General features: G+C 54.8%; 10 protein-coding genes and 1 other annotated feature. Of the genes, 8 read left to right on the forward strand and 2 right to left on the reverse strand.

The window, feature by feature from the left end; all coding sequences use genetic code 11:
• Positions 1–16: 16 nt before the first annotated feature.
• Both leuA and AB8996_RS11240 read right to left on the reverse strand, forming a co-directional pair.
• Complete coding sequence (leuA, locus tag AB8996_RS11235; RefSeq protein ID WP_369299083.1) at positions 17–1,702, reverse strand: 2-isopropylmalate synthase; 1,686 nt, start codon at positions 1,700–1,702, stop codon at positions 17–19.
• Positions 1,703–1,810: 108 nt separating this feature from the next.
• Positions 1,811–2,057: a binding site (T-box leader), on the reverse strand.
• Between the two features lie 452 nt (positions 2,058–2,509).
• Positions 2,510–3,208: a histidine phosphatase family protein gene (locus AB8996_RS11240; RefSeq protein WP_369299084.1), complete on the reverse strand. Its 699-nt coding sequence runs from the start codon at positions 3,206–3,208 to the stop codon at positions 2,510–2,512.
• Positions 3,209–3,397: 189 nt separating this feature from the next.
• Here AB8996_RS11240 and AB8996_RS11245 point away from each other — a divergent pair, with 189 nt between their 5' ends.
• The 8 genes from AB8996_RS11245 (at position 3,398) to AB8996_RS11280 (ending at position 12,947) form a co-directional block, all read left to right on the forward strand.
• Positions 3,398–4,129, forward strand: coding sequence for a helix-turn-helix domain-containing protein (locus tag AB8996_RS11245; protein WP_369299085.1), 732 nt, complete (start codon positions 3,398–3,400; stop codon positions 4,127–4,129).
• A 177-nt stretch (positions 4,130–4,306) separates the two neighbouring features.
• On the forward strand, positions 4,307–6,163 hold the full coding sequence (gene asnB, locus AB8996_RS11250) for an asparagine synthase (glutamine-hydrolyzing) (protein WP_369299086.1): 1,857 nt from the start codon (positions 4,307–4,309) through the stop codon (positions 6,161–6,163).
• The gene (locus AB8996_RS11255; RefSeq protein ID WP_369299087.1) at positions 6,147–7,382 is read left to right on the forward strand and encodes an ATP-grasp domain-containing protein; all 1,236 of its coding nucleotides are present in this window, start codon (positions 6,147–6,149) and stop codon (positions 7,380–7,382) included. Before asnB (AB8996_RS11250) ends, AB8996_RS11255 begins: the two co-directional genes overlap by 17 nt.
• Before the next feature lie 15 nt (positions 7,383–7,397).
• Entirely contained in the window at positions 7,398–7,802 is a 405-nt protein-coding gene (locus tag AB8996_RS11260; RefSeq protein WP_369299088.1) for a VOC family protein, read from the forward strand.
• 56 nt (positions 7,803–7,858) lie between these two features.
• A complete protein-coding gene (locus tag AB8996_RS11265) occupies positions 7,859–8,581 on the forward strand; it encodes an aspartate/glutamate racemase family protein (RefSeq protein ID WP_369299089.1) in 723 nt (240 codons plus the stop codon).
• Between the two features lie 17 nt (positions 8,582–8,598).
• Complete coding sequence (locus tag AB8996_RS11270; RefSeq protein WP_369299090.1) at positions 8,599–9,027, forward strand: hypothetical protein; 429 nt, start codon at positions 8,599–8,601, stop codon at positions 9,025–9,027.
• A gap of 53 nt (positions 9,028–9,080) precedes the next feature.
• Positions 9,081–10,937, forward strand: coding sequence for an asparagine synthase (glutamine-hydrolyzing) (gene asnB, locus AB8996_RS11275; RefSeq protein WP_369299091.1), 1,857 nt, complete (start codon positions 9,081–9,083; stop codon positions 10,935–10,937).
• 111 nt (positions 10,938–11,048) lie between these two features.
• The gene (locus tag AB8996_RS11280; RefSeq protein WP_369299092.1) at positions 11,049–12,947 is read left to right on the forward strand and encodes an S-layer homology domain-containing protein; all 1,899 of its coding nucleotides are present in this window, start codon (positions 11,049–11,051) and stop codon (positions 12,945–12,947) included.
• The last annotated feature ends 96 nt before the right edge of the window (positions 12,948–13,043 follow it).

The raw sequence follows: 13,043 nt of genomic DNA on the forward strand, positions 1-13,043 counted from the left end.
CTATTCTCCTTTACACTTACTCGCCGCGTTTCTCGCAGCGGTTGATGGCACAGATAATGCCCTTGACGGAGGCAATGCTGATGTTGCTGTCCATGCCCACGCCGAACACGATCTCTCCCTTGTGGCGCAGCTGGATATAGGACACCGCCTTGGAGTCCGCGCCGCCGGACACGGCGTGCTCGCTGTAGGAAACAAATTCATACTCCGTCAGCCCTATGCCGGACAGGGCGTTGAAGAACGCGTCAATGGGGCCGTTGCCCTTGCCGGACACTGCCTGCGTGTTGTGGTCATAACGAATGGTGCCTTCAAAGTCCTCCACCTGTCCGTTGTCCGTCTTCTCGGTGAAAAATTTGTAGGTCAGCAGGTGGTAGGGCTCGGAAACGTCCAGATATTCCCGCTTGAAGATGTCGAAGACCTCCCCGGCGGTCAATTCCCTGCCACAGCTGTCGCAGGCGTGCTTCACCAGCGCGCCAAACTCCGGGTGCATCGCCTTTGGCAGGTCGTAGCCGAAGCTCTGCCGCATGACAAACGCCGCGCCGCCCTTGCCGGACTGACTGTTGATGCGGATAATGGGCTCGTACTGGCGCCCTAAATCCGCCGGGTCGATGGGCAGGTAGGGGACCTCCCAATAGGGGGAATTTTCCTTATTGATGTAGTTGATCCCCTTGTTGATGGCGTCCTGATGGGAGCCGGAAAAGGCGGTGAACACCAGCTCGCCGGCATAGGGGTGGCGCTGGTGGACCTTCATCTGGGTGCATTCCTCGTAAACCTCCCGCACGTGGTTCATGTGGGTAAAGTCCAGCTCGGGGTCAACGCCCTGGGAATACAGGTTCATTGCCAGGTTCATAATGTCCGCGTTGCCGGTACGCTCACCGTTGCCGAAAAGCGTGCCCTCTACCCGGTCGGCGCCTGCCATAATGCCCAGCTCGGTGGCGGCGGTGCAGGTGCCCCGGTCGTTGTGGGGGTGAATGCTCAGCACGGCGCAGTCCCGGTGCTTCATGTTCCTGTGGCAGTATTCCACCTGGTCGGCATAGGTGTTGGGGGTGGACATTTCCACGGTGTTGGGCAGGTTGATGATGACCTTGTTTTCCGGGGTAGCGCCCAGCTCCTCCAATATTCTGTCGCAGATCAGCACGGAGTTTTCCACCTCTGTGCCGGAGAAGCTTTCGGGAGAATACTCATAGCGGATATTGATATCGCTTTTCGCGGTGATCTCCTCGGTCAGCTCCCGAATGAGCTTCGCGCCGCTGACGGCAATGTCGATGACGCCCTGCATATCCGTTTCAAACACCACCTTTCGCTGCAGCGTAGAGGTGGAGTTGTAGAAATGGACAATGACGTTTTTCGCGCCGTCAATGGCTTCAAAGGTCTTGCGGATCAAATGCTCCCGCGCCTGCACCAGCACCTGCACCGTCACGTCGTCGGGGATCAAATCCTGCTCGATGAGCGCCCGGAGAATTTCATATTCCGTATCGGAGGCGGAGGGGAACCCCACCTCGATCTCCTTAAAGCCGATGTCGCACAGGAGCTGGAAAAATTCCAGCTTCTGCTCCAGGTTCATGGGGTTCACCAGCGCCTGGTTGCCGTCCCGCAGGTCCACGCTGCACCAGACGGGCGCTTTGGTGATGACCTTGTCGGGCCATGTGCGGTCCGGCAGGGAAATGGGTCTAAAGGGCTTATACTTTTTGTAGCCTTGATTCATGAGAACCGTCCTTTCTAAAATAGAAAATACTTTTTTCAAAAATTCGGGCATGTGACCGGCTTTCCCAGGTTTTCAGGGAAACAAAAACACCCCGGACGCAACGATTGCGCCCGGGGTGAAGGATCCTCTTCACGGTACCACCCGTTTTCAGCGTGAAATCTCTCCCACGCCCTCGAAAGGTCTCACACGAAACCCCTGGCGAGTAACGCCGCCATACGTCCCCCTCTACAGCAAGCCTTCAAAGGGGAGACTCCGGGATCAGCATACACGCCGCACAGTACGCCTGCTCACACCGTAAAACCGCAGGCTCTCTGCCGAACTGACGTCGGCGTCTTCTTCCCATCACAGTCTGTCACTTATTCGTGATATATTTGGCATTATAAAATGAATTTTCCCGTTTGTCAAGTATTTTTACTCGAGAACCCTCTAGGTGCGAACGAAAAGATTTCGACCCGATCGCAAGCCGGCTCTTGTTATTTCACAAAAGAAAGTGGGGGTATGGGGGAGCAAAAGAAAGGCTGCGCCTTTCTTCCTGGAAAAGGCTTCGGCTGCACCGCAGCCGATTTTCTAAACGAAAACCGCCTTTTCTATTTTTTTATATGTCGTGAAGTCTTTTTTCCGCCCATTACCGGAATCTTAGAACACCATATCCCATAGATCGGTGTATCCTGGAGACTATGAAAAACACGGTTTTGCTTTAGCAAAATCACGGCTTTTCATGCCGGGAAGTGCTTTTCCGCCCATTGATGGCAGTGTACCCGAGAGGCAGTGAAAAAAGACGGTTCTCCGCAGGAGAATCACGGCATTTCATGTCGTGAAGTCTTTTTTCCGCCCATTATGCGCCGCTTCCCGTGCCACGTCCACCACAAAATGATCCGGGCGGGTCTTGTCCTCCCCCTCCGGCAGGGTGTCCGTCACCTCCATCACGGCAGAGCGCATCCACAGGCTGGGCGTGATCCGCACGGTGTAGCCACAGCCGGGAGGGCACATCCATTCATAGGGCTGCACCCGGGGCAGACCGTACGCCGCCAAAACAGTGGATATCACCCCGGCATGGGTCACCAGCACGGCAGAGGTGTTCCCCCGCGCCATCAGGTTCTGCACCAGCATTTCAAAGCCCCTGCAGACCCGCTGAACAAACACGGCGCTGCTTTCTCCGTTAGGCGGGGCTGTCTGCCCCCCCGTAGACAGCCAATCTGGAAAGCCCGGCTCGTCCTTCAGCTCCTCCGCCGTCCTGTTCTCCCAGTCCCCAAAATCGCATTCCGCCATTTCCAAAATGACCTCCGGCTCGGCGCGGGGATACAGCAGCTTCAGGGTGTCCACACAGCGGATAGAAGGGCTGGCGTAAAAGGTTGCCGCCTGGGGATATCCACATTTCCGTTTCAAATCCAGCAGCTGCGCCACAGAACTCTCGGCAAGGGGGGATTCTGTCCGCCCGATATAACGCCCCTCCAGATTTCCCTCGCAGGGCATATTGCGCAGCAGATGGATCACATAGGATTTCATGGCGTTCTTCCTTCCTTTTTCAGATAAGATTTCTATTTTTGTGAGAAAAGCAGGAAATGCTTCCGCAAAAGATGGAAAAATGAGAAAATCCCGGGGATTTTCCCGATTTTTCCTTTACTTTCCAATTTACTTATAGTATAATCGAAGAAAATCGAATCACATTTTTCAGGAGATGAAGGAGCGTTTACTATGGCGGCAACCGACAGCGGCAAGCGGCGCGGCAAATTTGATCTGAACAAGGATTTTCCACGCATCCTGACTTTGCTGCGCAGGGAACGGGGCTACAGCCAGAAAATGGTCGCCGCTGATTTGGGGATTTCCCAGGCGCTGCTGTCCCACTATGAAAAGGGCATCCGGGAATGCGGGCTGGATTTTGTCCTGCGCGTGGCGGATTATTATGACGTTTCCTGCGATTACCTGTTGGGGCGCACGCTGCACCGCAGCGGCGCGGTGCTTGCCATTCAGGACGTTCCCACGGAAAACGCCCCCCGCCCCAAAAAGGGCAGTGATCCCGCCGTGGAGTACAACCGCCGGGTACTGATAAACTCTCTCAGTATTGTATTCGGTCTTTTGAAAAAAATCAATAGTGAAAGCCTGAACCGGGAAATTTCCGAGTTCCTGTACGCTTCGGTCTACAAAATGTTCCGGCTGCTGTATTCCTCAAATCCCAAAAATTCTCAGGATATTTTTTCACTGGACGCGCTGCTGTTCGGCGCGGCCATGAATTCCACTATGGCAATGGCAGAGGCAAAAAGCCGCTATATTTTAAGCGGGGAAAGCATCGGCGACTGCGTAGGCGTGAAGAAAAAGGATATCCCTGCCATCACCATGGAAGGGCTGGCAAAGGAATTTCCCCAGCACGCCCCGGCGCTGATGGACCTGATCGAGGCTGCGGAGCAATCGGTAAAATCGGACCGTTGACGGACGCTTCCAACGAATGGAAAATAAAATTTGTCATTCTTTGCACGATGTGGTAAAATACTAAACATCAGCAGGGTGCAAACCTGCGCGGGACGCAGTTCTTGCCCCTGCTCTTTTTACGCAGATTTCTTCTCACAGGAAAACCCTGTACTTGGGAAAGAAAGGACGGGATAGGATATGTGCGGCTTTGTAGGCTTTACCGGCGGCGACGGTACACTTCAGGACGAGGGCGTTCTGCGCTCTATGACGGACGCTATCCGGCACAGAGGACCTGACGACGCGGATTATTACATGGACGGGGAAATTTCCCTGGGCTTCCGGCGGCTGTCCATCATCGATCTGGAGGGCGGCAGACAGCCCATTCTCAATGAGGACGGCACCAAGGTGCTGCTGTTCAACGGCGAAATTTACAATTATCAGGACATCAAAAAGGAGCTGCTGGCGGCAGGGCATATTTTCAAGACCGCCGCCGATTCGGAGGTGCTGCTCCACGGCTATGAGGAGTACGGCGCCGATTTGCTGAACAGGCTCCGGGGCATGTTTGCCTTTGTCATCTGGGACAAGGAGAAAAAAGAGCTGTTCGGCGCAAGGGACTTTTTCGGGATCAAGCCCCTGTACTATGCCAAAATGGGAAGCACCTTCCTGTTCGGCTCGGAGATCAAAAGCTTCCTGCACCACCCGGATTTCAAAAAGGAGCTGAACGAGCGGGCACTGGAGCATTACCTTTCTTTCCAGTATTCCCCCGGTCCCGAGACCTTCTTCAAAAACGTGTACAAAATGCCCCCGGCTCACTATTTCAAATATGCCGGCGGCAAAATGGAGCTGACCCGGTACTGGCTGCCGGAGTTCCATGCGGAAGAGGACAAGCCCCTGGAATATTGGGTGGACGAGATCGAAAAGGTATTCGACAACTCCGTGGAAGCCCACAAGGTCAGCGATGTGGAGGTGGGCTCTTTCCTTTCCTCCGGCGTAGATTCCAGCTATGTCGCCTGCTCTGCCTATGTGGACAAGACCTTTACCGTGGGCTTCGACAACGGCACAAAATACAACGAGATCAGCTACGCCCAGGAGCTTTCCGAGCAAATTCCTGTGAAAAATATCAGCAAGGTCATCACCCCGGAGGAATTTTGGGGGACGTTCCCGAAAATCCAGTACCACATGGACGAGCCTTTGGCAGACCCCTCCGCCGTGGCGCTGTATTTCGTGTGCAACACTGCCGCCAAGCATTTGAAGGTGGTGCTGTCCGGCGAGGGAGCCGATGAGATTTTCGGCGGCTACAACATTTATAAGGAGCCGCTGGAGGTGCCGTGGTACGACAAGATCCCCTTCCCCATTCGGAAAGCGATCGGCGCCATCGCCGGTCTCCTCCCCGCCCACCGGGGCTTGAATTTCCTGGTGCGCCGGGGCAAGAAGCTGGAAGACCGCTTTATCGGCAACGCCTATATGTTCACGGAAAAGGAGCGCCGGGCGCTCTTGAAGCACCCCACGGACGCCCAGTCCCCCGCCGCCATGGTAAAACCCTATTACGACATGGTGCGGGAAAAGGACGCCGTGACAAAAATGCAGTTTGTGGATCTGAACATGTGGATGGTAGGAGATATCCTGCTGAAAGCCGACAAGATGAGCATGGCAAATTCCCTGGAACTGCGGGTGCCCTTCCTGGACAAGGAGATCATGGCGCTGGCAGGAAGGATTCCCCTGAAATACAGGGTCAACGACGAGAACACCAAATTCGCCATGCGGAAAGCCGCCCTCAGAAGAATGCCGGAAAAATGGGCGGGCAAAAAGAAGCTGGGCTTCCCCGTGCCCACCCGGGTGTGGCTGAAGGAAGACAAATATTACGGTATCGTCAAGGAAGAATTCCAGAGCGAAAATGCGGAGCATTTCTTCCACACGGAAAAGCTCCTGAAGCTTTTGGACGACCACAAAAACGGCAAGGCAGACAACAGCCGCCGCATTTGGACGGTGTACACCTTCCTCATCTGGTACAGGCAATTCTTTTCGGAGGTAACGGCACATGACGGAGAAAATTGAGTTTGTCCCGGTCCTGCTGGGCAGCGACATCAACGTGTACGGCATGGCGCGGTCTTTCCATGAGGAATACGGCGTCGCTTCCGTTGCCATCGGCAAGGGGATCTTGGGTCCCTGCACCGCCAGCAAAATCGTAAGGGTAGAGGTCGTGGAACCCAATTTAGAGGACGATGAAGTCTTTGTTTCCACGCTTCTGAATTTTGCGAAACGGTATGAGGGCAGCGGGAAAAAGCTGCTGCTGGTCCCCTGCGGGGACAATTACATCAAGCTGCTGGTGAGAAACCAGGACAAGCTGCGTGGCGTGTATGAATTTGAATGTATCAGCGAAGAGCTGTTGATGCGCCTTTCCATTAAGGAAAGCTTTTATGAGGTCTGCACCGAGCATGGGTTCTCTTTCCCGAAAACCACCACCTGCACCTTTGAGGACCATAAAAACCTGGAGCTGCCCTTTGATTTCCCCGTCATCATCAAGCCCTCCAATTCCGTTGCCTACTGGAACTGCCATTTCCCCCACAAGAAAAAGGTCTTTGTGGCGGAGACAAGAGAGGAATTTGAAGCCATTCTTACCGCCATCTATTCTTCCAGCTACAAGGACCATCTCATTTTGCAGGAATACATTCCCGGCGACGACAGCAATATGCGGGTGATGAACTGCTACTGCGGCAGCGACAAAAAGGTGCGGCTGATTGCCCTGGGCAACGCCCTGCTGGAGGAGCATTCCCCGGAGGGGATCGGCAGCTATGCCGCCATCATCAACGGGTATGACGAAAAGCTCAATGAGCAGATGAAGGGCTTCCTCGAGGGCATCGGCTATGTGGGCTTTGCCAATTTCGACATGAAGTACGACCAACGGGACGGCACCTACAAGCTCTTTGAGATGAACCTGCGGCAGGGCAGGAGCAGCTTCTTTGTCACCGCCGCCGGATATAACCTGGCAAAGTGGCTTGTGGACGATGTGATCTATCACAGGGAAGTCCCCTGCACCGTGGCGGAAAACAAGGTGCTGTGGTCCATTATCCCCAAGCGCATTATTTTCCAGTATGTAAAAGACCCCGCCCTCAAGGCGGAAGCAAAAGAGCTGATCCGCCAGGGGAAATACTGCCAGTCCTACTACTACCGGGGCGACCGCTCTCTGAAGCGATGGATACATTTTGTAAAAAACCAGTACCACTATTTCGAAAAGTACCGGCGGTACTTCGGGAATAAGGGATTGAGAGACTAGAAAGGAGAGAAAGCGATGAGCAGATTTTCGGAAAAAGGCTATTTTGTCAAAGAAAATGCGCCGATCTACTTTACCCGGGACATGGATAAAACCGCCGAATGGTTTGAAAAAACCATGGGCTGGTACAGCAACATCGTAGAACGAGATGTGCACGGCAACGGCACCTATGGGGTGGTGTTTGATATGCTTCCCGAAATAGAAAGCACCCATCTGGCGCCGTTTACCGGGTTCCAACTGTTTTGCGGTACGCCGGAGAATCGTGTGCTCTCTTTTATGCAGGTACAGAACATCAAAAAAATGCGGGAATATATCCTTTCAAACGGCTGGGAAAACATCACCGAGATCACAGCGCAGCCATGGGGCGGCAAGACCTGCAGCCTGACTACTTTGGACGGATACATGATAAACGTATTTGAATGAGGACAAAAGCTGTGTTCGGCAGAAATCGTTCATTTTCCAACAAGGGGTGTGACTGCGTGAAAACACTGGGTATCATCGGCGGGCTGGGTCCTATGGCGACGGCGTACTTATTGCAGCTTGTCATTGAAATGACCGACGCCAAAACCGACCAGGAGCATTTGGACGTGATCGTGTTCGACCGCCCCAGCGTGCCGGACCGCACCGCCTATATCCTGGATAAAGCCAAGCCCTCCCCCCTGCCCTCCATGACCGCTACGGCAAAAACGCTGGAACAGCTGGGGGCTGGGTGTCTTTGCGCGCCCTGCGTCACCTCCCACTATTTTTATAAGGAGCTGTCAAGCAGCGTTTCCGTTCCCTTCCTCAATATGGTGGAGGAAACGGCAAAGGAGCTGAAAACCGCCGGAAAGCAGCGCCCCGGTATCCTGGCGACCACCGGCACGGTCAGCACCGGGCTGTTCCAGAAAGCCTTTGAAAAAGAGGGCTTGCAGGCAGTTCTGCCCGACGAAGCTGGGCAGGCGCTGGTGATGAGCCTGATCTACGACGACATCAAGGCGGGAAAGCCCGCCGACCCTGAAAAATTCCAAAAAGTGTCCGAAATGCTGTACAGCTCCGGCTGTGACTGTATCGTGCTGGGCTGCACGGAGCTCTCCCTCATCAAAAAAAGCGCCGGACTGGACGGACGCTATCTGGACGCGCTGGAGGTCCTTGCCAAGCGCTGTGTGGAGGAATGCGGCGCGCCGCTGAAAGCGGGATATCAAAAACTGTTGGGCAAAGCTTAAAGGAGGAAAACGGAAAAATGCAAAATTTTGGAATGTCCATGCTGTGGTTCTGGCTCTGCTATTTTCTGGTGACTCTGGTTGGGATCTTACATACCGTCTTTAACATTTATGTGCTGCACATGAAGCCGATGGACCAGAACTCCATGGGAGAAGGGTATGAAAAAACAAAGCCATGGCACCCGCTGTACAACATCGTTCTGTTTTCCGTCTTTGGCTTTTTGTATCTGAACGGGCTTAATGCGCCTACCCTCAGGGAAGCGGTCATTACCGGCGCCATATGGGCAGGGATCTGCATCGTGTTCGACCTGTTCGGCTGGGTTCTTATCAAGCACCCATGGAGCCTGTCCTTCCGGGGGTTCTATATTGACTATCAGCCGTGGATTACCCTGATCTATGCCGCAATATTTTTAGGTCCTGTCATCGGCTTTGCGTTTGTGCAGGTATGATTTCCAAATTCCAGATGGGATTTTATATTATTTAGAATGGAGTGTGATCCCCAATGTGCGGATTTGCAGGCTTTTTCAATACCCCGGAGATCGGCGACCCGGAGCAGGTCATTCACGCCATGGCGGACAGGATCGTCCACCGCGGTCCCGACGACGCCCACTACTATGTGGACGAGGATATTTCCCTGGGCTTCCGCCGGCTTTCCATCATTGACCTCACAGGTGGCAGGCAGCCCATTTTGAATGAGGACGGCTCCAAGGCGCTGCTCTTTAACGGAGAAATCTACAATTACCAGTCTCTCCGGGAGGAGCTGAGTAAAGCCGGGCATACCTTTACCACGAAATCGGACTCCGAAACCATTCTCCACGGCTATGAGGAATACGGCAAGGGCATTCTGCAAAAGCTGCGGGGAATGTTCGCCTTTGTCATTTGGGACAAGAAGACAAAGAAGCTGTTCGGCGCCCGGGATATTTTCGGCATCAAGCCTTTTTACTACTACATGGACGGGAAGCATTTCCTGTTCGGCTCGGAGATCAAAAGCTTCCTCTCCCACCCCGGCTTCCACAAGGAGCTGCGGGAGGAAAAAATCCCGGAGTACCTTTCCTATGAGTATCTCCCCGATGAGGAAACGATTTTCAAGAACGTGTACAAGCTGCCCGGCGCATACTGCTTCGAGTATCAGGACGGGAAGCTCAGCACGGAACGGTATTACCGCATTGAATACAAGGTGGAAGAAGACAAATCTCTGGAATACTGGGAGCAGGAGATCACCAGGGAATTTTCCGAATCCGTTGCCATGCACCAGATCAGCGACGTGGAGGTGGGCTGCTTCCTTTCCTCCGGCGTGGATTCCAGCTATGTGGTAAAGGAGATATCCAAGGGCACCAAAAAGGTAAAGACCTTCTCCGTGGGCTATGAGGAGGAAAAATACAGCGAGCTGCCTTATGCCCAGGATTTTTCCAGGGTAGTCGGCGTGCCCAATATTTCCAACAAGGTCTCCGCCGACGAATTTTTTGACGCCATGCCGGAAATTCAGTATTTCATGGACGAGCCGCTGCCCAACCCCTCGGAAATCCCCCTGTACTTTCTGGCGAAAAACGCCCGGAACTATGTGAAGGTGGTGCTGTCCGGCGAGGGCGCGGACGAGCTGTTCGGCGGCTATCCCATGTATTTACAGGGCGGTCACTTCGCGGAATATACCCGCAAGGTGCCAAAGCCCCTGCGCAAAATGGCAGGCGCGGTGGCGGGCGTCCTGCCGGAATTTAAGGGCAAGCATTTCCTGGTGCGGGGCGCTATGGAGCCCTGGCAGCGGTTCATGCGGGCAAATTACGTTTTCACCGACAGCCGGGAGCGCCAGAAATATCTGAAGCGCCCCATCACGTCAAAGCTGCCGGAGGAATACAGCAAGCGGTACTTTGACGAGGTAAGCGACCTGGACGAGCCCACCCAGCTGCAATATGTGGATATGCACACCTGGATGATCTACGATATCCTGCTGAAAGCGGACCGCATGAGCATGGCAAATTCCCTGGAGCTGCGGGTGCCCTTCCTCGACCGAAAAATGCTGGAGCTTTCCACCCGTATCCCCACCCGGTTCCGGGCGGACTGCCAGACGGAAACCACCAAAAAAGCGCTGCGCAGCGCCGCCATCAAGCAGTTGCCGGAACGCACCGCCAATAAGAAAAAGCTGGGCTTCCCCGTGCCGCTGTCCGATTGGCTGAGGGAGGATAAATACTACAACAGGGTGAAGGACGCGTTCCAAAGCGACATCGCGGAGAAATTTTTCGTGACGGAAGAATTGATGAAGCTGCTCAATGACCACAAGGAGGGCAAAGCCCTGAACATGCAGAAAATATGGTCGTTCTACACCTTCATCGTCTGGTATGACCAGTTCTTTGTGAAAAACTGACGGAAAAGGTCTCCAGATCCGGGAGGTCTTTTCACGCCAGATATTTAAAATCCATACAGGAGGTTCCCAAAAATGAGAAGGAAAAAGAAAGCAAAAAGAATTTTCAGCCTTATGCTGGCTGTCATACTGCTTTGCGGTATGCTGCCTGTGGCAGCTTCCGCGGCGAACACGCCGTTTACGGATATTCCCGCGGGCATCTGGTATGAGAAGGCTGTGGACTATGCCTACGCGAACAAGCTGTTCAGCGGCACGGGAAACGGCACCACCTTTTCCCCCAACATGACCATGAACCGCGCCATGTTCGTTACCGTGCTTGCCCGCGCCACGGACAATTTCGTGGAAGAGGAATGGCAGGGCGCCGGCAGCTTTACCGACGTTCCCGCGAAAGAATACTATTCCGCCGCGGTGGAATGGGCAGCCCACATGGGCATTGTCACCGGCAAGGGCAACGGCAGGTTTGACCCCAACGGCAAGGTGACCCGCCAGGAAATGGCGACCTTCCTGTACCGTTACGCTGCCAAAACCGGCAACACGGTCACTTATTCCAACGCGGTTTTCCACAGCTTCCCGGATAAAAACAGCGTGGCTGGCTTTGCGAAAACTCCTATGAAATGGGCAACCGACCACAAGATCATCAACGGCACCAGCGCCGGCTTGATGAGCCCCGGCGGCAGCGCTACCCGCGCCATGGTGGCACAGGTGCTGTACAATGCCTTTGCGAAGGAAAACGCCCTGCCCAAGCGCACGGCAAACGCCAGCCTGACCATTCCCGAAAAAGACCCCGACGATATCGACCCCATCGTTCCAGACCCCTCCGCTGTTTATTGGAGTACCGGCGGCGCTGTGTATCATTCTACACCAGACTGTGTTGCGCTGAAACGCACGTCCGCAGATAACATTAAGCGCGGAACGGTCAGCGAGGCGAAGCTTGCGGGAAAGGCTGACCCCTGCAAGCTGTGCTGTCAGGGACCCGCCCCCTCCGATGAATTCAAGGCTCCCACCAGGATCAATAAAACCGCCGGCGGCGTCAGCGTCAGCGGGGTGGAGTTTAACCCCTTGAACGGCTACCGGGCACAGGCTGTCTTTGCCAACGACCGTCTCTACAGCACCGAAAGCGCCTCCAGCATTGCCAAGCGCACAGGCGCTTATGTGGCGGTCAACGGCGCGTTCTTCCAGTGCTATGATTCCAGCCGGAGCGACTACCTGACCACCTACACGACCCTCATCAACAACGGCAAGATCATTCAGCTGGACAACAATAACGCCCCTTATAAGCCCATGTTCACTGTGGACGGCAGCGGCAGGGCGTCCATTCAGTTCTGCAAGCCCACCCAGAGCATTCGCCAGTTCCGGGACGGCGAGGAGATCGAGCTGGGAAGCCTGGCAGGCAGCGTGGGGCTGAACCTTGGCGTTCCCTCCGGCGACGGCACCCTGATGATGTGCACCCGCGCCTACGGCAGCGCCATCAAGGGCAATGTGGTCCACGCCGTGACGGTAGACGCCAGCGGCGCCATCACAAAGGTCCAGCATAACGCCAGCAACGTGGCGATCCCCGCGACCGGCTATGTGCTGTACCAGCGCAAGGTGCGCTCCCAATGGGATACCTTCCTCCAAAACTGCAGGGTGGGCGATACACTGGAGGTCTCCGTGAAGTACGAGGGCGCTACCACGCAGGATATCGTCACCGGGCTGAGTTGTGGACCTACCGTCGTGAAAAACGGCAAGGCTTACGGCAATGCCACCACCTACAAGCAGGAGGGCTTCACCGACGCCCATGTGCTCAGCGGCTCCTCCGCGAGAATGGCGATCGGTGTGAAAAAGGACGGCACCGTGGTCATTATCCATGCCACCTGCTCCCTGAGCCAGCTTTCCCGGGCGATGCTGGCGCTGGGCTGTGAAAACGCCATGAATCTGGACGGCGGCGCTTCCTGCGCGCTGTACCTTCAGGGCAGCCCGCTGGTCGCTCAGGGTAGGAACATGAGCAATATGCTGGTGTTTGCCCAGAAATAACCTCCGATCACCAAAAAAGCAATCAAAACCACCAGTAGAACTGGTGGTTTGCACATCCCCTAGAAGGGGCAATTACGGACTTCGCCCCTGAAGGGG

Origin of the sequence: uncultured Neglectibacter sp. (assembly GCA_937958185.1) — a bacterium.
GTDB lineage: Bacteria > Bacillota > Clostridia > Oscillospirales > Acutalibacteraceae > Acutalibacter.